Source organism: Paraburkholderia lacunae, assembly GCF_003353175.1.
Taxonomy (GTDB): Bacteria; Pseudomonadota; Gammaproteobacteria; order Burkholderiales; family Burkholderiaceae; genus Paraburkholderia; species Paraburkholderia lacunae.
The window spans coordinates 23,601-43,661 of sequence record NZ_QHKS01000010.1 but is presented as its reverse complement, the minus strand read 5'-3'; the positions used below and the strand labels follow the sequence as shown (position 1 = coordinate 43,661).

The 20,061-nt window shown below is 61.7% G+C and carries 22 protein-coding genes; 13 read left to right on the top strand and 9 right to left on the bottom strand.

The window, feature by feature from the left end; all coding sequences use genetic code 11:
* Positions 1 to 142 precede the first annotated feature (142 nt).
* Positions 143 to 2,752 carry a mechanosensitive ion channel domain-containing protein gene (locus DLM46_RS16700; protein ID WP_115101861.1) on the top strand — a complete coding sequence of 870 codons (2,610 nt, stop codon included), beginning with the start codon at positions 143 to 145 and terminating at the stop codon, positions 2,750 to 2,752.
* 74 nt (positions 2,753 to 2,826) lie between these two features.
* On the opposite strand, the gene DLM46_RS16695 is transcribed toward DLM46_RS16700, so the two are convergent.
* The gene (locus tag DLM46_RS16695; RefSeq protein ID WP_425273994.1) at positions 2,827 to 3,345 is read right to left on the bottom strand and encodes a cysteine dioxygenase family protein; all 519 of its coding nucleotides are present in this window, start codon (positions 3,343 to 3,345) and stop codon (positions 2,827 to 2,829) included.
* 275 nt (positions 3,346 to 3,620) lie between these two features.
* Here DLM46_RS16695 and DLM46_RS16690 point away from each other — a divergent pair, with 275 nt between their 5' ends.
* Together DLM46_RS16690 and DLM46_RS16685 are read left to right on the top strand one after the other, a co-directional pair.
* On the top strand, positions 3,621 to 4,088 hold the full coding sequence (locus DLM46_RS16690; RefSeq protein WP_115101859.1) for an Lrp/AsnC family transcriptional regulator: 468 nt from the start codon (positions 3,621 to 3,623) through the stop codon (positions 4,086 to 4,088).
* Positions 4,089 to 4,138: 50 nt separating this feature from the next.
* The gene (locus tag DLM46_RS16685) at positions 4,139 to 5,347 is read left to right on the top strand and encodes a site-specific integrase (RefSeq protein ID WP_208866287.1); all 1,209 of its coding nucleotides are present in this window, start codon (positions 4,139 to 4,141) and stop codon (positions 5,345 to 5,347) included.
* Here the strand turns inward: DLM46_RS16685 and DLM46_RS16680 are convergent.
* The 8 genes from DLM46_RS16680 to DLM46_RS16650 form a co-directional block, all read right to left on the bottom strand.
* Positions 5,326 to 5,592 (bottom strand): pyocin activator PrtN family protein, encoded by a 267-nt coding sequence (locus tag DLM46_RS16680; protein WP_115101858.1) that lies wholly within the window; start codon positions 5,590 to 5,592, stop codon positions 5,326 to 5,328. The genes DLM46_RS16685 and DLM46_RS16680 overlap by 22 nt on opposite strands.
* A gap of 24 nt (positions 5,593 to 5,616) precedes the next feature.
* Positions 5,617 to 6,030, bottom strand: a complete 414-nt coding sequence (locus DLM46_RS16675) for a hypothetical protein (RefSeq protein ID WP_115101857.1) — start codon at positions 6,028 to 6,030, stop codon at positions 5,617 to 5,619.
* Positions 6,027 to 7,307: a ParB/RepB/Spo0J family partition protein gene (locus tag DLM46_RS16670; protein ID WP_115101856.1), complete on the bottom strand. Its 1,281-nt coding sequence runs from the start codon at positions 7,305 to 7,307 to the stop codon at positions 6,027 to 6,029. Before DLM46_RS16670 ends, DLM46_RS16675 begins: the two co-directional genes overlap by 4 nt.
* Positions 7,300 to 7,803, bottom strand: coding sequence for an ACP synthase (locus DLM46_RS16665; RefSeq protein ID WP_244306249.1), 504 nt, complete (start codon positions 7,801 to 7,803; stop codon positions 7,300 to 7,302). The genes DLM46_RS16670 and DLM46_RS16665 overlap by 8 nt, the downstream gene beginning before the upstream one ends.
* Positions 7,800 to 8,063 carry a beta-hexosaminidase gene (locus tag DLM46_RS16660; RefSeq protein WP_341868591.1) on the bottom strand — a complete coding sequence of 88 codons (264 nt, stop codon included), beginning with the start codon at positions 8,061 to 8,063 and terminating at the stop codon, positions 7,800 to 7,802. Before DLM46_RS16660 ends, DLM46_RS16665 begins: the two co-directional genes overlap by 4 nt.
* Positions 8,064 to 8,153: 90 nt before the next feature.
* Positions 8,154 to 8,357 carry a hypothetical protein gene (locus DLM46_RS39080; RefSeq protein WP_133300350.1) on the bottom strand — a complete coding sequence of 68 codons (204 nt, stop codon included), beginning with the start codon at positions 8,355 to 8,357 and terminating at the stop codon, positions 8,154 to 8,156.
* Between the two features lie 349 nt (positions 8,358 to 8,706).
* Entirely contained in the window at positions 8,707 to 9,198 is a 492-nt protein-coding gene (locus DLM46_RS16655; RefSeq protein WP_133300349.1) for a hypothetical protein, read from the bottom strand.
* Positions 9,152 to 9,652, bottom strand: coding sequence for a helix-turn-helix domain-containing protein (locus tag DLM46_RS16650; protein WP_115102041.1), 501 nt, complete (start codon positions 9,650 to 9,652; stop codon positions 9,152 to 9,154). The genes DLM46_RS16655 and DLM46_RS16650 overlap by 47 nt, the downstream gene beginning before the upstream one ends.
* A gap of 420 nt (positions 9,653 to 10,072) precedes the next feature.
* Here DLM46_RS16650 and DLM46_RS16640 point away from each other — a divergent pair, with 420 nt between their 5' ends.
* The 10 genes from DLM46_RS16640 (at position 10,073) to DLM46_RS16595 (ending at position 20,059) form a co-directional block, all read left to right on the top strand.
* Positions 10,073 to 10,588, top strand: coding sequence for a phage regulatory CII family protein (locus DLM46_RS16640; protein ID WP_115101853.1), 516 nt, complete (start codon positions 10,073 to 10,075; stop codon positions 10,586 to 10,588).
* Entirely contained in the window at positions 10,585 to 10,965 is a 381-nt protein-coding gene (locus DLM46_RS16635) for a hypothetical protein (RefSeq protein ID WP_165847995.1), read from the top strand. The genes DLM46_RS16640 and DLM46_RS16635 overlap by 4 nt, the downstream gene beginning before the upstream one ends.
* Positions 10,966 to 11,127: 162 nt before the next feature.
* A complete protein-coding gene (locus DLM46_RS16630; RefSeq protein WP_115101851.1) occupies positions 11,128 to 13,650 on the top strand; it encodes a VapE domain-containing protein in 2,523 nt (840 codons plus the stop codon).
* Positions 13,651 to 13,890: 240 nt separating this feature from the next.
* Entirely contained in the window at positions 13,891 to 14,667 is a 777-nt protein-coding gene (locus DLM46_RS16625; RefSeq protein ID WP_115101850.1) for a zinc finger-like domain-containing protein, read from the top strand.
* Between the two features lie 318 nt (positions 14,668 to 14,985).
* On the top strand, positions 14,986 to 15,183 hold the full coding sequence (locus DLM46_RS16620; protein WP_115101849.1) for a hypothetical protein: 198 nt from the start codon (positions 14,986 to 14,988) through the stop codon (positions 15,181 to 15,183).
* Positions 15,173 to 15,541, top strand: coding sequence for an HNH endonuclease (locus DLM46_RS16615; protein ID WP_115101848.1), 369 nt, complete (start codon positions 15,173 to 15,175; stop codon positions 15,539 to 15,541). The genes DLM46_RS16620 and DLM46_RS16615 overlap by 11 nt, the downstream gene beginning before the upstream one ends.
* 246 nt (positions 15,542 to 15,787) lie before the next feature.
* Positions 15,788 to 16,312: a phage terminase small subunit P27 family gene (locus DLM46_RS16610; RefSeq protein WP_115101847.1), complete on the top strand. Its 525-nt coding sequence runs from the start codon at positions 15,788 to 15,790 to the stop codon at positions 16,310 to 16,312.
* The gene (locus DLM46_RS16605) at positions 16,309 to 18,012 is read left to right on the top strand and encodes a terminase large subunit (protein WP_115101846.1); all 1,704 of its coding nucleotides are present in this window, start codon (positions 16,309 to 16,311) and stop codon (positions 18,010 to 18,012) included. The genes DLM46_RS16610 and DLM46_RS16605 overlap by 4 nt, the downstream gene beginning before the upstream one ends.
* Entirely contained in the window at positions 18,012 to 19,382 is a 1,371-nt protein-coding gene (locus DLM46_RS16600; RefSeq protein ID WP_115101845.1) for a phage portal protein, read from the top strand. The genes DLM46_RS16605 and DLM46_RS16600 overlap by 1 nt, the downstream gene beginning before the upstream one ends.
* Positions 19,379 to 20,059 (top strand): head maturation protease, ClpP-related, encoded by a 681-nt coding sequence (locus DLM46_RS16595; protein WP_115101844.1) that lies wholly within the window; start codon positions 19,379 to 19,381, stop codon positions 20,057 to 20,059. Before DLM46_RS16600 ends, DLM46_RS16595 begins: the two co-directional genes overlap by 4 nt.
* Positions 20,060 to 20,061 lie beyond the last annotated feature (2 nt).

Here is a 20,061-nt window from a genome sequence, read left to right as displayed (position 1 = left end):
GCCGGCGCTCCACGGATGTGAGCGCCAGCCCGGCCTCACATTCCGGACATGCGCAAGCGTCCTAACATTCGGTTACGCATGTTCGGTCGCTCGCGGTGCAACTGCGGCTACACTGGCGTCTCCCGTTTTCTTACGGATTGCCATGCAGTCACGCCTGTTGCGGCGTGAGTCCGGGGCTGCGCCGTTCAACGGCGGGCAGCCGGCGACTCGCGCCGCCTTTCATTTTCCTTCTGAACATAGCCTGTGCGGCGCTCGCCGTCGCGTTCGCGCGCACGTCGCCGCGTGGCCCGGCGCGTGGTCGGCGATGGTTTGCCTCGCGCTGATCCTGTGCCTGGGATGGCTGCCCGCGAATGCCCAGGCCGCCGCCGGCAGCACGCCGGTCATTCCGGCATTGCAGAGCCTGATCAACAGCGCAACGGTGGCGCCCGCCGCGGCCTCCGGCGCTTCGGCGGCAGAGGCGGCCTCCGCGCCGTCGCCCGCCAGCCAGGCGGAACTGGCGCGCTCGCTCGACAGCGTGATCGCCACGCTCGACAACGACCGGCAGCGTACCGCGCTGGTCGCGCAACTCAAGAAGCTGCGTGACGTTTCGCAGAACGTCGTGCCGCCGGCGCCCGCGCAGCCGAGTGCCGGCTTGCTGGGCGCGATCGCCTCGGGCATCGCGTCGTTCGAAGCCAATGTGCATCAGGGCCGCACGCCCGTGCGCTATTGGGGCGGACGCCTTACTGCGGCCGGCAACGAGCTTTATACGATCGTTTCGAGCCAGGGGCATGAGAGCCTCGGCAGTATCGTGTTCTCGATGATCGCGATGCTGGCCGGCTGGGGGGGCTGCGCCGGCGCGCTGATCTATCTGCAGCACCGCTTGTACCGGCGCCTCGGCATTGTCATCGGGCTCAATCCGAATCCCACCACGCGCGAGTTGCTGATTTTCGCCTGGCGCCGCGTCGGGCCGTGGATCATTGCGTTTCTCGCGGCGCTGCTGTTCACGCGCGCGATGCCCGATGCGCTCGGCCGGACCCTCGGCATGGTGGTTGCCTATGCGATTGTCGCGGGGGCGGTGTTTTCGGCGATCTGTCTGATTATGTTTTCGCTGTTCGGCTCGGGGCACCGGCGGATCGCGGTGCGTCTCCTGATCGATCACGCGCGGCGTTTGCTGTTCGTGGTCGGCGTGTGCGGTGCGCTCGGCGACGCGGCCGTGAATTACGACGTCGCGCATCAACTCGGATCGAACCTGGCTGGCCTGATTTCGACCGCAGCCAACATGACGGCCGCCGTGCTGACTGCGTATTTCGCGCTGGCGTTCCGCCGCCCGGTCGCGCATCTGATCCGCAACCGGCACTATCAGCAGCGCAACGATCACAAGGCCGCGACCGACGCGTTCGACGTGCTCGCGTCGCTTTGGCACGTGCCGGTGCTGGTGCTCGCGACGGCCTCGGTCGTGGCTACGCTCGGCGGCTCGGCAAGCAGCGAAAGCGTGCTGCAGATTTCGGTGGTGACGGCGCTGTTGCTGGTGCTGGCGTTTTTCCTGTCGGCCATCGTGCTGCGCATGACGCGCCCGCGCAGCGCTCGCGCGCGGCGCCGCTCGCCGTATTTGACGCGCCTGCTGCGCTTTTTCGGCACGCTGCTGACGCTCTTCATCTGGCTGTTCTTCTTTGAACTGGCGGCGCGCTTGTGGGGTTTGTCACTCGCGGCAGTGATCGAGGAGAACGTTGCCGCGCGCGGTATTGCCCATGCTGCGACGGCGATCATCGCGACCGTGTTCATCGCGTGGCTGTTGTGGATTCTGGTCGACACGGCGATTACCGAAGCGCTCAACCCGGGCAGCCCGCGCAACAAGTCGCGCAATCCGAGCATGCGCGCGCGCACCATGCTGCCGCTGCTGCGCAACGTGTTGCTGGTATCCATCATGACGATCGCCGGGATCGTCACCGCGGCGAACCTGGGCATCAACGTGACGCCGCTTCTGGCGGGCGCGGGCGTGATCGGTCTGGCGATCGGTTTCGGCGCGCAGTCGCTCGTGACCGATCTGATCACGGGCCTTTTCATCATCATCGAAGACACGATTTCGGTCGGCGACTGGATCGACGTCGACGGAGGCCACGCGGGCACCGTCGAACATCTGTCGATCCGCACCGTGCGGCTGCGCGACGGGCAGGGCGCGATACACGCGATCCCGTTTTCGCAGATCAAGATCGTGAAGAACCTGTCGCGTGATTTTGCGTATGCGGTATTCGAAGTCCGCATGGCGTTCTCGACCGACGTCGATCAGATCACGCAGTTGATCCGTGAAGTCGGCGCCGAGCTGATGGCCGACTTCCGCTACCGGCGCGAAATGCTCGGGCCGGTCGAGGTGTGGGGGCTGGACCGTTTCGATCCGAACTGGATGGTCGTGAAAGGACAGATCAAGACGCGGCCGTTGCAGCAATGGAGCGTGGCGCGGGCCTTCAATCTGCGGCTCAAACGCAAGATGGATGAAGCCGGTATCGAGATTCCGGTGCCGCAGATGCGCGTGTATACGTCGTCGAAGGATAGCGAAGGGCAACCCCTGCCGGACGACGAGTTCCCTGAGTTCCACGCGCATGGCCATGCGCAGGCGCAGGCCGAAATGGCCTCACCGGTGCGGGCCGCTCATGGCTCCGCCGCGGTGGCGCGCGATGTGTCGCACGAACCGCGTCCCGCGCCGCCGACGACGGGACAGACCGCGCCGATCCCACCGCAAATTCCCACCGCGGGCGAAGCAGGCGGCAAGAGCTGATTGAATGACGGGCGAGGCGGGACGGCGAAGGCTTCGGCTCGCATCGCCACGTTCATCGCCATATGTGAGTGCGCCTAGGCGAACGCCTGGGCGTCGGTTGTGTCGGTGGCGCGCACCACGTCGTTGACATGCGTGGTGATCTGCGCGCCCGAGACGCCGTAGATATGCAGAGAAACGGCGGGCTCATTGCTGCAATTGCCCAGCCGATGAATGCCGCCGCGGCCGCCGCGCACAAACGACACCGCGCCGCTCCTGCGCGCTTGCGTGCGCGTGGCGCTCGCGCAGTGCCGCGCGCCGTTCCATTCGAATACCGTTTCGCTCAGCGTGCCGTCCAGCACCGCGTAGCCGCACCACGTGTGATGCGCATGCACGGGGCTCGCCTGCTGCGGCAGCCAGATCAGGGCGGCAATGGCGTAGCGGCCATGCGGATCGGCGGCCAGCAGATGACGCCGGTAGGTTTCAGCTGACCCTTCGCGTTGCGCGGGCGTGAGCAGCGCGGGATCCGCCGCGGCTTGCTTGAGCGCTACGCGCATGGCGCGGGCGAAAAAAGCGGAGTCCGACGGCACGGGAAAGTTGGCGCAGGCTTCGAACATGGCGTCGAGCCCGTCGCACAGGCGCGCGAGCGGCGCGCTTCGTTGCCCGCCTGGCAAGGGCGCGTCATTGAGCTCGGCTAACTGCGCGTGGCTGGATGAGGGGCGGTCGAAGGATGTCGGACGGAGGCCTTGGTTCATGATGGCGGTGCAGCCGGCGGCTGCCTCCTCAATATTTTTGGATAGCCATATTTATACCGGTTTGCCTGGAGAAAGAGTTTCCATATAATTTCCCTCGAATCCGTAAAAGTAGAATAATTTCCTATGGGGGTGGATTGATGGGAATGGATATCATCGATCGGAAGCTGCTTGAGCTGTTGCAGGAAGACGCAACCATGCCGATTGCCGAGCTGGCGCAGCGCGTGAACCTGTCGCAAACGCCTTGCTGGAAGCGGCTGCAACGTCTGAAAGAGGCGGGCGTGATTCGCGCGCAGGTGGCGCTTTGCGATGCGCGCAAGCTCGGTGTGGGCACGACCGTTTTTGTCGCGGTGCGGACCAACCAGCACACCGAGGCCTGGGCGCAGACTTTCACGCGTGCGGTGCGGGAGATTCCGGAAGTGGTCGAGGTATACCGGATGAGCGGCGAAACCGATTACCTGCTGCGCGTCGTGGTGTCCGATATCGACGACTACGATCGCATCTACAAGCAGTTGATCGCCGCCGTGCCGCTGTACGACGTGAGCTCGAGTTTCGCGATGGAGCAGATCAAGTATTCGACGGCGTTGCCGGTGCGCTACACCACGTAGGCTTTGTCTGACGCGGATTGTCCCGCCTGGCGGGCGATTGCGGCCGATGGATGCGTCTTTTGTTTGCTCGGGTTTTCCCGCGTTTCCCCTTGTTTTTGAGGTGCCAAGGCTCCAAAATGGGTGCCATTTTTCCGTGGCACCACAACACAGAGCAGGAGGCACGAGTGGGCACAATTACGCCGAGAGAGAACAAGGATGGCAGCACCTCGTACAAGGCACAAGTCCGCGTGCGCAAGGGCGGCAAGGTGCTGCACCAGGAAACCAAGACGTTCGAGCGCCGGCAGGCCGCGCAGATCTGGATCAAGCAGCGCGAGGCAGCGCTGTCTCACGCTGACGGCCTGAAAGCGGCGCTGCAGGAGAACCCGTCAGTCAAGGAAATGATCAAGCAGTACATCGCGGAACTGGGCAAGCCGCTGGACCGCACCAAGAAAATGATCCTCAATCAGATATCGGGCTCGACGCTGGGCGACATCAAGGCGGCGCAGCTTGAAAGTGCGGACATCGTTGGATACATGCGCACGGTGGACGTCGCGCCGTCGACGCGCGGGCACTATCTCGCGCACCTGTCGAGCGTGATCACACTCGCGCGGCCGGCCTGGGGCTATCCGGTGGATGCGTCGGTTGTCGCGGACGCGCGCATCGCGCTGACGCGAATGGGGCTAGTTGGCCGATCAAAGCATCGTGAACGTCGCCCAACGCTGGACGAGATGGATCGCTTGATGGCCGAGTTCGGCAAGGTGCGGGAAGGCACGCCCGACAGTATTCCAATGCAGGTACTGGCGACCTTCACGATTTTTTCGCTGCGCCGAATCAGCGAGATCTGCCGGCTTCGCTGGGACGACCTGGATGAAGACGGATGTCGGGTCATGGTCCGCGACCTGAAGCACCCAAACACGAAGGTGGGAAATGACACCTGGGTAGATCTGACGCCGGAGGCATTACGGATCGTCAAGGCGCAGCCGCGAGTGGACGATCGCATCTTTCCCTACCGCGCTCTCACGGCGAGCACCGCGTTCACGAACGCAGTGCAGCTACTTGGGATCGACGATCTGCATCTGAATGACCTGCGGCACGAGGGCGCGAGTCGACTGTCAGAAATGGGATGGACGATCCAGCGGGTGGCGGCCGTGAGCGGCCACCGCAGCTGGAATACGTTGAAGCGCTATACGCACGTGCGTAAGGTGGGGGACAAGTACGAAAACTGGAAGTGGCTGGACGTGATCGCGCCATCGCCGGATTACGCGATGCCCGAGAGCTGATCGCATTCCTTCCTAGCCGCCGCGCGGCGCTCGTCGATGTAGTTGGCCAGGTCCTGCACGTATACGCCCTTCGCGCTCTTTTGCGATGATTCGATCCGGACAAGGGGCAGCTTGATTTCTCCATAAGTGATCTTGCGAAGCAGCTTGTCCACTTCAAGGTGCGGGAAGTACGAGCGGCACACCTCGTCAATCGGAATGACCGCACGTGCGCCGAACTGCGCCATCAGAAGAAAAACAGTATTCATTTGACACCCTATGTCGGCTCTTTACTAGGACGTCGGCCGCATCGCGCGGTCGAGCTGCATTAAACCGGTTTCGATGGACAGGCGCGCTTGCTCGGCCCACGTGCGTGCCTCCTGCGCAGCTTTGTGCCGGCTATAGCTGCCTACCTCGTCGCGCATGAGGTCGAGCAGCTCGATGTCGGCGCCAAGGGCGATGCCCTCGACCAGCTGGCGGATCTCGAGGCGAAGGGCGGTGATCCGCGCGAGGGTGGCCAGTCGGGAATCCGACTGGCCTTCGTTCATCTGGATCGCTTTGGCGGGCGCGAGCCCGCTGCTGTTGACGTCGTGGTGCGATGCGCCCGCCGGGACGCCGCCAGCAAGGGAAAGCCGTGGGCGTTTTTCCGCTGGTTCCCGCTTACGCGGCAGCGGACGTGGGGTAGAAGTGGCCGGGCGAATCGTCATTTGATTGCCTCCGTTGCCATGTCTTCTGTCCAGTCGGGATCAGGCATAGTCCAGAGCCTGTCGAGGAACGCGCGGGCAATCGGTGCCTCTTTGGTCTTGGTGATATCTGCGCGATTTATGAAGGTCGTGAGCTCGCCGACTGCTGCGCGAATCGCCTGCATGCGCGTCTTGTATGTCTCGATGAATTTACCCATGGACGGCAGACCGGAACTCATTGCGTTGCCAAATCGTGTCGACGTCGAGTAGATCCACGTTGTCTCGTCGGGGTGAGCAAGGTGAATCTCAACCGGTGGCAGACCAGTGCGCTTACTCACCGGGGATTTGATCGTCTCGCACTTCACAAAAACGCCGTTCGCGTTCGGCGTGTGGATTGGATGCTTGTGGCGCCTCGTTGAAACGGCATCGAGCAGATCCGCATGGGGGGTTAGCGCGGCGTGCACAGCCGCGATCGTGCCCGGCGAGAGCTTGCCGAACACCGGGTCGTGCAGGACCGACTGCAGCGCCTGCAAAAGTTGCTTTGCCTGCGTGTCGGTGATCTTGCCGCCGGCGGCCTTGGCGAGCACCTTCTTCGTGACCTTGGCTTTGCCGCCAAGCTTCGCCTGTTGCGCGGCGTTCTGCAGGCGCTCCAACGCCTTTTCTCCGCCGTGCGTGCGTATCTCGTCGATGGCGAGCGTCGACGACACGACCTTGTCACGAACAAGTTTGTGGAGCGCTGCCGGAGCGTTCGCGAGCAGCAGGACATCGCGGATCGTCTGGTCGGTAACGTGGAGGCGCGCACAGATTACGCCATTGGGCTCGCCGAGCTCCTGCAGTTCAATGACTTTCTCAGCCAGTTGCAGAGGCGTCAGCTTCTCGCCGTCGTTGTTATTGATGCCGGCGTAAATCAGATTGACGCGATTGACCGACTTGGCTTCGTCGATAACGATCGGCAGGCGGTCGATCATCTTGTCGGCCGGCATGCCTTCCTTAATGGCGAGCAGCGCTGCGTGGTAGCGGTGCTGGCCTTCGTACACGAAAATCCTGTCTTCGCCGCCGACCTTGCGGACGAAGCAGCCGAGCGGTTTCTTGCGGTCGTAGCCGTTAGCCTTCATCAGCTGGGCGAGGTGGCGAACGCGTTCCGGATCCAGCGGGCGAACGTTGTCGCGGGGATCGAAGTGGATCTGGTCGGGCGGTACGGTCCAAAGGTCGGAGGATCCACCGCCCGCAGCTTTGACCGCCGATTTCGTGTTGCCGGTGACGATCATCGCGTCGAGAACGAGAGGGCTGGTCTTAGCCATGGCTAGCCTCCTGCGTGGAAGGGATGCCACCGACGTCTGCGAACGTGGCGTCCGGCGCGTCCTCCTTTGGCAGGATGCTGCGCAGATATTCGGGGCGGCCGTAAATGTGAACGCGGATTTGGGTTTTGGCCTGACGAAGCACAACCGATCCGCCGTGCGCCGTTGCCTCACCCGACTCGACGATCCAGCCGAGAGCGATGAAGCCAGCTATCAGCCTGTCTTCGTTAATGCTCCAGATGCCGACAGAGATGTGCAGTGCCCACTTGGCCCGTCGATTGACGCTGTCCGGGCGGCTGACGTCTTGCAGCCGCATCGAATAGCCGCCAACGTCAAATCCGATACCTGATTCGTCCAGTAGTGAAAGATCCCGCTCGATGGCACGAATATGTCTCTCCGCTCGCTTGAGATCGGCGAGATGGCGGGCATGCTGGTCGCACGCGTGCTGGACGATCTCCTTGTAGGTCGTCGGCCGCTTGAACTTGGTAAGAGGCTTCACGCTGCCTCCTTCACGCGCAGCGCGAGTGGCTTGCGTTTTTTCGCCTTGCCGATGGTCTTCGCGGCGAGCGATTCAGCGGCTTTGCGACGGTGCATGCTGACGGCCGATGCGCAGTCGTCTTCGTTTGGATAGGAGATCGACGTACTGACGACAGTGCTGCCGTCCAGAATCATGTAGAGCGTATGAACGCTGTCGGCGAGCGGCCGACGTGCGACGACATACTTGCCGACCATGATCGGCGTCGTTGCGCGGGGCGCCATAGGATCGTAGTGAACGATCGAGCGCAGGCCGATTGTGTCTCTGCGGATAGGCTCTGTCGGAGCCTTGAACTTTGGTCTTTGCATTTGGCGTTACTCCGTATCGCCAGCGGCAAGACGCTTGCCGTCCGACGTGGGTTGGTCTGTTCGTTTCTGTTTTTTGCGCAGCTCGGCGCAGTTGGCGAGGCAGATCCGCAGGGCGGGATTGGTGACGGCATCGACAGCCGAACCACGTAAGTGACGGAGACGGAATTCCCTGGCTATGTCGTCGTCGCTGACGGGGATTCGGACTGTCATCGCGTCACCTACACCGTCGCGTGGACCGGTTTCTCGGGTGCCGCTGGCGGCGGTGCGAGGACGTTGATCGTGATAACGATGGCTGCGGTGGCAAATGCCAGGCGCCACGCAAACGACTTTTCAAAGTCACTTTGCCGTGGGCATGGCCCTTGCATTTCGCGCAGCCAGGCGCGGCGCCCCTCTCCCGCAGCATCAGGTAACGAATTCATGTGATCTCCTGTTCCGACGCAAATACGTCAGGACGAAAGATAGTCTTTTGTGGCTTATCAAGTCAAGTCACAAATGACTATTTTTCGATGTGGAGATCAGCATGCGGCAGTGGCCGCATGCTTGGCTAAGTCGTCGATGCCTACCTGGGGGTTCGCCAGCGGGTCAGGGCGTATGAAACGCCGACTTGGGCAGCGAGAGACAGCGCGGCATCAACCCACGCCACGGTGTTGACATATGTTGCCGCCATGCAAGCCAGTGAAAATAGGGGGATGAGCCTCGCAAAACCGCCGAGACGTCGTGGAGGCGGGCGGTGGCCGTCGCCGTGCGAATTGATGCGCTTCCTGAGGCGAAGCAGGCCTGCGCTAATCGCCGGCGCGAACTCGGGTTCTATGCCGCTAGCTGCTAGTGTGATGGTGCCGTCTTCCGATAAAAGAACGGCTGCGAATGCGATAGCTGGCGAGCTTTGCGCATCAAATTGAGCAATAGCCTCGGTTCTTGCCAGCCGTGCTCTCTCGCGCGCAGCTGATTCGTTGCCGGGAACGTAACGCTCAGTAGCGAGTTTTTTGTTTCTGTAGCTAGTGAAATCAGCGACGTCCGCGCCTTCCACCATGGGGTTTGGTTTGGTCTTCATCGATGCTCAACGTTTTGTTTGATAGGTCTCGTTGAGCAACGCGCTTAACCATCTCTTCTTGTGCTGGGCTGGCTTTAATTACCTCGGAATATTTAAACGGCGCGTCGCTCGACGAGCCCTTATCCTGCGACACAAACGTGAATTCAATGAAGGACTCGATTTTCGCTCGATCTTCCGGCGATAGTTTTGCGAATTTCTGGCGGTCGTAGCGAAGTTCCGGAGCCCCCGACGAATAGTCGGTTAGCAGTTCGGTAACGGTAACTCCAAGCGCATCCGCGACCGCTTCGACGTGCCCCAATTGTGGATTCACTTCACCGTTCAGCATTCGGCCGACAGTTCGTTGGGAGATGCCAGATCTCTGTCCGAGGCGCATCTGCGTGTCCAGCGTCGGGTGCCTCGCCATCGCCTGACGAAGGTTCGTGGCCAGGACGGTAAGGATAGGGGTCTTTTTCATATGGTCTATATTGCCAAATCTGGCTAGACACTTGTGTCGCATGGCGCACATTTCTCGTGGTTGAAAAATAGCCATAAAAGACTTAAGATCGGGCCTGACCAAACCTCGGAGCAGGCAATGGAGCAAGGACAGGTGTCATGGCTGGCGACCGTAGTTCGCTCTCTGCAGGAAGCCAAGGGCAAATGGCGGGCGATTTCGTCGGCCACCGGGATTCCATACGACACGCTCACTAAGGTGGCGCTCGGTCGAGTCGGCGATCCCCGCGTCTCAACGGTTCAGGCTCTCCACGACTATTTCGCCAGTCGACCAGGACAGCCGACACCGGCCGACAGCGCTCGCGCATCAGGTTCGCATAGTACGAGCGCCTGACAACGGTAAACACCATGAAAAACCGTATCTACAAAGACACCGGGGATTCAAATGACCTGCAGATATAGCGGCACGGATTGGCTTGACGCGCTTTATACATCGGTACGCGGTACGCCTGGGGGCGTAGCAGATGCGGCGACATTTCTGACCCATCGTCGCGGCAAGAGCATCGGCACGGAAACGTTGCGCCTGCGTTTGCGCGGCGAAGGCGAAAACCGACTTTCAATGGAAATGTTCGAGCTGCTGATCGAATGGATGGAAGAAAAGCGTCAGCCGCAGCGCTTCGACGCGATCCACGCGCTTAACGAACGCTTCGGTTTGCGCGCGACCGAGGCGAGCGAGCAGGATGCGCCCGACAGCGTCGACGCCATTGCTCTTGGTGCGTTGGAGGTAGCGCGGCAATCGGGTGTTGTAGCAGGTGAAGTGCGCACGGCCATCGCAGACGGCCGGATCACCGATCAGGAAGCCGACGCGATTGCACTCGCTGCGCGTCACCATCAGCGGCTGCTTGATCGCCTTCTGCGCACAGTACAGGCTGTTAGCAGGTTGGGTCGCCGGCAAGCATGAAGTTTCGCCCCGGAATGTCATGCTGCAATCCGCATCGCGAGCAGGTTGGACTGTCCTGCGATGTGAACCAGCAACTCGCGTGCGGCAGGTCCGCACTTCAGTGGATGGCCGACCGCAATCCGGAACTCGTGCCGCAGTTTATCGCGTCCCTCATCAACACATTCCCCGACCACCTCGCGCTCATCCGTGAAGCGGCATTGTGGGCGGCGGTCATCCCCATCTTCGTCGAACGCGCCGCATCGATCTGTGCGGCTCTGAAGACAAAAACCGAGCGACATGGCTTCAGGCGACAGCTGGAGGGCGGGCTTTCGTCTGCTGATCTGGATCGCTTCGACCAGCTCATGTCCGCTGAATGGCACCGCCTTCGCGGCAAGTAATCACGGAGACCACAAAGTGACTTTGACCGGCGCCAGTTCATTGCTTCGCCGCTGCAACCCATCTTTCAGACGCTCCCCGTCTGGACCTCAAACGTACGCCGCCGGTCGAGCCGTGTGGCGTGCATTTTCCCATCAGCGCGAACGCGAAAGGAGGATTAACGAATGTCTTCGCTAGAGCAGATTGTCCAGCAACTGCAGGATGATGGTCACCCAAAGCTACCCGAAGGGCACCCGATCGCAGATGGCAAGCCGCACCGGTATGGGGCGGGCAAAAAGTACTGGTACTCGCTGCATCAGATTGAACGTGCCGGCCGGATTATCGGGTACACCGGCGCGTTTGGGCGCTGGTCCGGCAACGATAATGGCGCGCAGGCTTTCCAGTGGGAGGGCGAAGCACTGACGCAGGAAGACGTCAATGCAGCCCGGCGACGTCAGCAAGCCGCGGAACGTATTGAGGCGGAAAAGCGCGCGCATGCCGCAAAGATGGCTGCAAACCGGGCTCGCGATCAATGGCAGAAAGCGCACGACGAGGGCACGTCAGCGTACCTCAAGAGAAAGCAGATCACGCCCGAAGGCGTCCGGTTCGACGCTGAAGGCACGACCTTGGTGCCGATGTTCCAGTACGCCGATGGCATACGTCTTGTCGGCCTGCAAAAGATTACGCCCGATGGCGCGAAGCGCTTCAACAAGGGCATGGAAAAGAAGGGTGCTGCATTCCTGCTTGGCGACATCGGCGACGACGACAAGGTCGCCATGATCTCCGAAGGTTATGCGACCGGGCGCTCCATCCGGATGGCGATCGATGAAGCCATTCCTCAGTCGGTGTGTTTCGACGCCGCCGGCATCCTGTTCGCCGCGCGTTACCTGCGCGACACCTATCCGCATCTGCATCTGCTGATCTGCGCCGACGACGACTGGATCATTGAGCAGCGTCTGCGTGCGTGCCTTGCCGAGGAGTTCGGCTACAGGGGCGAATTGACCATCGGCGGCGACGCCGTGCGCATTCAGGCGAAGAACACGTGGTACATGGCTCGCGCGGAGTTCAGGCGCGATGATCATGGCGTTGGCTTTATGGAGCTGATCTACGGCAACGATGTCTCGCCGGAACGCCGCAGGCGTTTTGAGAACACCGGGCTCAAATATGCACACGAGGCGGTCGCGACCGTTGGCAATGCGAGTGTGGTGTTTCCCCGCTTTGCGGATCGCGGCGATCGGAAGCTGACTGACTTTAACGATCTGCACTGCGAGGAAGGGCTCGCTCTCGTGCGACAGCAGATCCAGTCCGCACTGCTTGCAGCCCTGGCGCCTGCAGCTACCGATATTCCACCGTTTGCGCATCTGCATGACACGGATCCACGAGCTGTAGACGACGTCGCCGGCGCCGATGCCGCGACGTCCGCTGGCGCTGCAACCGGGGAATGGGACGGGCGGGTTATCGAGAACGGAGCGCACACGTGGGAGCGGGATCTGGCGCGCAGCGAAAAAGGCAACCTGCTGCCCACGCTCGGCAACGTCCACCTGATCCTTTCGAATCACAAGAAATGGCAGGGCGTTATCGCGCAGGACGATTTCGCCGGCCGCGTTGTGAAGCGCAGGAAGCCGCCGTTTCCGCAAGGCGAGCTCGGCGAATGGTCGGACATGGACGACATTCGCTGCGTGCTGTGGTTGTCGCAGAAATACGGGATCTCGGTGCGGCAGGACATAGTGATGAACGCCGTGTTGCTGGTCGCAGACGCGACGCATTTTCACGACGTGCGCGAATACCTGGAGGGTGTTGTCTGGGATGGCGTGGAGCGCGTGCGTACGTGGCCGACGACCTATATGAAGGTGGCCGACAGCGAGTATGTACGACTGGCCGGCACGAAGTGGCTTATCGCGGCGGTAGCGCGCGTGATGCGTCCCGGCTGCAAGGCCGACAACGTGCTGATTCTGGAAGGAAAGCAGGGCTGGTACAAATCGACGGCGCTCGAAGTGATCGCCGGCAAGCCGTGGTACACGAACTCGCCGATCCGCATCGGCGACAAGGACACGTACGCGGTCATGGCAGGCAAGTGGATTATCGAGCTGGCCGAACTGGACTCGCTTAACAAGAGCGACTCGTCGGCCGCAAAGAGCTTCTTCGCCACCGAGACAGACCGCTTTCGCAACTTCTACGGCAAGCGCGCAACGGACGTGCACCGGCAGGGCGTATTCGCCGGCTCGGTCAACTTCGATACGTACCTCAAGGACGAATCCGGAAACCGGCGCTACTGGCCGCTTCGTGTTGGCGGCCCGATCCATATCGACGCGCTGCGGCGTGACCGTGACCAGCTGTGGGCGGAGGCCGTCCATCTGTACCGGCAGGGTGTCATCTGGCACGTGACCGAAGCGGAGAAACCGTTGTTTGAGATTGAGCAGACCGAGCGCTATGAAGGTGACGTCTATGAAGACCGGATCGCGCGCCATCTGGAACTGACTGGTCGCGTCACGATGGAGGAGATCCTCGGCGACGTTCTCAAGCTCGACACTTCCAAGTGGACGCTACCGGAGCAACGGCGCATTGGCAAGGCGTTGAAGTCACTCGGCTGGGTGCGCAAGCGGGAATCGACGGGGCGACGGGGCTGGTACTACGTGCAGGAAGAAGAAGCTCCAGCGCCTGTCGCAGAACTCGTTACCGAAGGTGCCGACGATGATGCGCCGCTCTGAATCTGTGCGGGCACGGCGCGCTATTCGCACGGTTCCGGCGCGCTTTCGCGCCAGCTTTGGCGCGCTGCGTGGCGGTCCCGAAAGCGTCCGATGTCCCAACGTCCCAAGGGGCTGCCATGCGTGTGCGTGCATGCGGGCGACGTGCGCGACGTGAGGGGGCGCATGTCGCGGGTGCGCACGCACCCACAACCCTTTTCCCTTGGGACATTGGGACATTGGGACAATTAACGGAGGCTTTCGATGATTGACCTTAAAGAGCAGGCCGGGATTGCGATGAATGTGCGGGGGCAGTTCTCCGACCCGATCGTCGATCCAAAAGTAACTTTGGGTGCATTGGCATTCGCGAATGATCTCGGTCGGGCACTGGTGCGAATGAAGTGCGGGCAGGACATACGACCTGATGCGGTGCGCCGTGCGACATTGCTGCTCGCACAGATGATCCGACGATCCGGAAAATTCAATCGTGGGAAATTTACGGGCGTTGATGCACAGGCGAAGCGCGAGCAACGTGCTGGCAAGACGGTCGAGCGGGCGAAAGTCGACATCGTTGAGCGCTTCGCCCTGCGTCTGATCATCGAGTGGGTCGACGATCAGTGTCCGCGCTGCGAAGGGCGCGGCGCAATTGGTCGCACGCCGAAGCCGCAACCAGTCGCGGCGGTGTGTCCCGACTGCAATGGCAAGCGGGTCATTTGTGTTTCTGAAGAGCGTATACCATTCGCCGCCAGTCGAAGTGGTCGTGGGCCGATCGTCTATCGGGAATTCGAGTCCTGTCCCAGATGTCTGGGACGCGGGACCGTGCTGACCGTGCCGAAGAAAAGCGACGGCCGTCAGATCTGTCCGTGCTGCGGTGGCGATGGTCGCCGGCCTGTCGATGAGTCAGCACGTGCCCACGCGCTTGGCGTGTCGCTTCCCATCTATCGGCGCTATTGGGCTGAGCGCTTCACCGCGACGTTGGCGTTACTCGACAAGGTCGACGGCAGTGTTGTCGACACAATGCGCCGGCAGTTGCAACCATGAAATTCTTGCAATCCAAGATTCGATCGAATATATTTCGGCCATCCTTTACCGAGTCACTGGATATCCGCTGGCACCGCGCGTTAGTCGTGCAAACCTTTCGGCGACAAAAGAATAATTATCGGATCCCGTCAGGTCGTGTGGAGGCGTGCGCCTTCACGAAACATCGGATTCAACCCAAGCCCTGAGTGCGCAAGCCCTCGGGGCTTTGTCATTTCTGGAGCATCTATGCATGCGGTCCAACGCTTTGTCTTGTGCGCCTTCGCGCTGCAGTCTTCCGTTGTTGATGGGCAATCAGGCGGTGCAGCATCGTTACCGCCAGTGGCTGACGGCGCAGGCGATGCGGCTGCGAATCAGTCAGCCGTTGCACCGGCGCTCGATGTACATCCGTCGCATCAATGGCTCGATGCGATCGAGGAAGAAGTCTCTGCGTGGTTCATTCACGTCACGAAGGCGGCCCGCATCCGCGAGCTCGTCGCGAAGGCGCGGGCACATCTGCCCGGTCGCGATGCCTCGTAAGGCACCGACGCCGTGCCGTCATCCGGGTTGCCGCGCGCTCGTCGCGTCGCCCGGTTTCTGCGCCGAGCACGCGCGTGATGACATTGGCTGGCAAAACGACAGGCTACGCGGCACGCGACATGAACGCGGGTATGGCACTGCGTGGACGAAGCTACGCGCAATCATCCTCCGCCGCGACGGTGGCCTTTGTCAGCCGTGTCTGCGTGCGCGTCGTGTGACGCGTGCAACGCAGGTCGACCACATTGTTTCGAAGGCCGAAGGCGGCACGGACGACGAGTCGAACCTGCAATCCATCTGCGATAAGTGCCACAAAGCAAAGACGGCGCGTGAAAGCGCCCGCGCGCGCTCCGGCACATAAGGCTGTCAGCGCCTTCCGATAAAGCTGCTTTGTGTCCCCATCGTCATGCCTCGCGCGGCGCACACCGTCGCCGCAAGGCCATCGGCGAGGCATCGTCAAACCGAAGCAGGGTCCTACCGAAGCTCGCACGCGGTGCATCCGGGGGTGGCCAAAAGTCTGGCCGGCTCGCGGACAGGACCGCGTGTTTAGCCAAATTTTTCCGCGCGCAAGTTATCGAGGGGGGGTGTCCAGGCGCCCCTTGAACATATGGGTCAACGTGGTCCGCAACCAGCGCCGGCGGCGCTCAAACTCATTCGCGGCAATCCCGGCAAGCGTCCGATCAACCTGTCGGACGGCGTCAATCCGGAGGTCGCGGTTCCCGACGCTCCGCGCCACCTGAGCAGGGAGGCACGCAAGGAATGGAAACGCGTCTCTGCCGAGCTGGAGCAACTCGGGCTGATCAGCCGGCTCGACCGGGCTGCGCTGGCGCTGTACTGCCAGGCGTGGGGCCGGCTTGTCGAGCTTGAGACGGCGTTCCAGAAGCGGCAGGAACTGTTCGCATCGCAGGGCAGAACATCGTCGGAGGCATTCGTCGATGTAGCACCTTCCGGCTATCGGCAGCAGGCGGTCGAACTGAGCCTGATCAACTCGCTGCAGGATCAGGTGCACAAATTCCTGCAGAGCTTCGGGTTGTCGCCATCGAGCCGCTCGCGCGTGACACCGTCGACCAATCAGCTGTCGCTGCCGGGCGTGGAGCCGGCCAGCGGCGGCTGGGGGCGCTTCGCCAAATGAGCGCGCACCGCGACGAACCGGAGTACGTTGAGCTCGCGAACGGCTACATTGATGACGTGCTCTCCGGACGGATTGTCGCGTGCAAGTGGGTCAAGCTGGCCTGCAAGCGGCAGCGCGACGATCTCGTTCGCGCGGAGGCCCGGTCGCCTGACTTCCCGTATCGCTTCGACACCGAGGCCGCGAGCCGGATCTGCGGCTTCGTTGAGCTGCTGCCGCATATCAAGGGCAAATGGGCTCGAACGCGGCAGCGGATTGTGCTCGAACCGTGGCAGATCTTCGTGCTGTCGACCGTCTTCGGCTGGCTGCATGTCGGCACCGGGCTTCGCCGCTATCGCCGGGCCTATGAGGAGGTCGCGCGGAAGAACGCCAAGTCGACCAAGAGCTGCGGCGTGGCACTCTATCTGTTCGCCGCGGACGGTGAGCCGGGCGCGGAGGTCTATAGCGCGGCCACGACGCGCGATCAGGCAAAGATCGTGTTTGACGATGCGAAGGCCATGGCGCTGCGTGAGCCGGAGATGTGCCGCACGCTTGGCATCGAGGTCTTGCAGCACCAGATGCTTGTGCCGGAAGACGCGAGCAAGTTCACGCCGTTGTCTGCCGAGGGCAGCACGCTTGATGGTCTGAACGTGCACGGCGGCGTCATCGACGAGCTGCACGCGCATAAGACTCGTGCCGTATTTGACGTGATCGATTCGGCGACTGGTGCCCGTGACCAGTCGCTGCTGTGGATGATCACGACGGCCGGCTCGGACCGCACCGGGATCTGCTACGAGCAGCGCACGCACGTCACAAAGATCCTGGAGCGGATCGTCGAAGACGAATCGTTCTTCGGCATCATCTTCACGATTGACGATGGCGACGACTGGGCGGATCCGGCGTGCTGGGCCAAGGCCAATCCGAACTACGGCGTTTCGGTACTGGCCGACGATATGGAGTCGGCGTGCCGCAAGGCGCTATCCATGCCCAGTGCGGTGGGTAACTTTCTGACGAAGCGGCTTAACGTCTGGGTCAACGCCGACAGCGCATGGATGGACATGCGCGCGTGGGACGGCTGCGCAAATAGCGATCTGCGTATTGAGGATCTGTACGGCGAGCGCTGCTACGTTGCGCTTGACCTTGCGAGCAAGGTCGACATTGCGGCGAAGATCCGTCTGTTTCCACCCTCCGGCAAGCGAGCGAAGTGGGCCATTTTCGGCACGTACTACCTGCCGGAGCGAGCCGTCGAGAACGCGCACAACAGCCAGTACGACGGCTGGCGCCGCAGTGGATGGCTGACGGTGACCGAGGGCGAGGTGACTGACTTCGATCTGATCGAAGAAGGCGTGCGCGAGGACTGTGCGCTCTTCGACGTCGTCGAGGTGCCGTTCGATCCGTTCCAGGCGACGCAGCTGTCAAGTCACCTGCTTGCCGAAAACGTTCCGATGGTGGAAATGCGGGCGACGGTGCTGAATTTCAGCGAGCCGATGAAGCAGCTCGAAGCGCTTGTGCTGAAGGGTGACATCGAGCACAACGGCGACCCGGTTCTCGCATGGATGGCCAGCAACGTCGTGTGCCATTGCGATCAGAAAGACAACATATATCCGCGCAAAGAGCGGCCGGAAAACAAGATCGACGGTGTCGTCGCGGCCATCATGGCAATTGGCCGGGCGATCGTGCCAGGCGAAAGCGACGAACACTCCGAAGTATTTGTGGAGCTCTAATGTTCAAAATCTTTAGCCGACAGGGGCAGGCGTCGCCGCCGGCGCGGGCCGAACCGGCGCTGCAGGTATCTCAGGTGCCGGAGGTGCATAACGAAACCGGCGCGACCACGATTGTCAACTACGAAGAGCTCGGCGAGCTGCTAGGGGATGGATCCGGCATTGCGGGCATGAGCGCCGATCAGGCGATGCGAACGTCAGCGGTATACGCCTGCGTGCGCCTGCTCGGCGGTGCAATCGCCTCGATGCGCATGGAAATCTACCGGCGCAACGGGACAGCACGCTCGCTCGCCGACGATCACCCGCTATGGTGGAAATTCAACGAAGAGCCGTGCTCGATGATGACGGCGCCGATGATGTGGGAATACTTCGTCTCATCGCAGTGTTTCTACGGTGACGCATTCGCGCTGCTGCTCCGGGATCCCCGCAACCCGACCCTGATCGAAGATGTCATCCCATTAGATCCGCGTTCGGTCTGGGTGTGGCTGAAGGACGGTCGCTACTACTACGTCGTGTCGTTGCCGATGACCTACGGCGAGGAAATGCTGCCGGTGGCATTCGATCAGGACGACATCCTGCACTTCGCCGGTCCCGGCTTTAACCCTCGCACTGGCCGCTCAATGTCAGTGCTGAAATACGCGGCGAGTCGGGCGGTGCCGATCGCGCAACATGCTGAAGAACTGGCAGACAAGGCCTTCACGAAAGGCAACATGTCGGACGTTGTGCTCAGGTTTCCAAAGCAACTTTCCAAGGAGCAGCGCGAAGACCTGCGTAACTATTGGGTCAGAAAGCACAGCGGTCTCGGCAATGTAGGTGCACCGGCGATCCTTGGCGAGGGTGGTGATGTCGCCCAGCTCAAGATGACGGCCGTCGACGCGCAGCTGCTCGAATCGCGCTCGTTCCAGGTGGCCGACATTGCGCGAGCCTTTGGCGTGCCGCCGTGGATGATCGGCGAGACGTCGAAGACGACGAGCTGGGGCTCGGGTGTTTCCGAGATGGGGCGTGGCTTCGTGCTGTATTCGGTTCGCCCCTATCTGAATCGCTACGAGGCGGAAACGAATCGGAAGACGTTTCGGACAGCACGTTTTTTTGCTGAGTTCGATGTCACGCGCCTTACGCGCGGCGACCCTGCTGCAGAGGCCGCGTATTACCGGCAGGCCATCGGCGGATCGCAGGGGCCTGGGTGGATGTCGATCGACGAAGTGCGTGCGCGTAACAATCTGCCGCCGTTGGGCGGGACGTGTGCACAGGTGTATTTCCCGCAAGCGCCAGCGTCCGGCGATACCAATGCGAGCGATGGCGATAAAGGCCCAACGGGTGGCGATCCGCCACCGAATCCGGGTACAACTGATCCTGAGGGGATTCCTGAATGAAGCACAAAATTTTCTCCCTGTTTAACGCGAAAAAACCAGAATTCCGGGTCAGTAATGCGGCAGAAGGCACCGATATCTACCTGTACGACACGATCGGCGGCTGGTACGGCATCGCCGTGCAGGACGTGATCAAGGAACTGAAGGACGCGAAGGGCGCGGTCAACCTGCGGATCAATTCGCCCGGCGGCGACGCGTTCGACGGCCGCGCGCTGGCCACCGCGATCCAGCAGCACGGCAACGTGACCGCACACATCGACGGGCTTGCTGCGAGCGCCGCGACGTATGTCGCCCTTGCCGCGAAGACCGTCAACATCGCCGACGGCGCATTCATGATGGTGCACAACGCCTGGACGATCGCGGTCGGCAACGCGGCCGAGCTCACGGACACGGTCGCCATGCTGCAGAAAATCGACGCGAGCATTGCCGGCGACTATATGGCGAAGACGGGCAAGTCGCTCAACGAGGTCAAGGCGTGGATGGATGCCGAGACGTGGTTCACCGCGCAGGAGGCGAAAGACGTCGGACTTGTCGACAACATTGTCTCGAGCAAGGCGGCTGAAAACAGGTGGGATCTCGGCGCGTACAGGAACGCGCCGCGTGCGCTCACTGAAACCGGGACTGACTATGCGGCGGCCGATCGAGCCCGCCGCGCACGTATGTTGGAACGCATTGCGTAGGA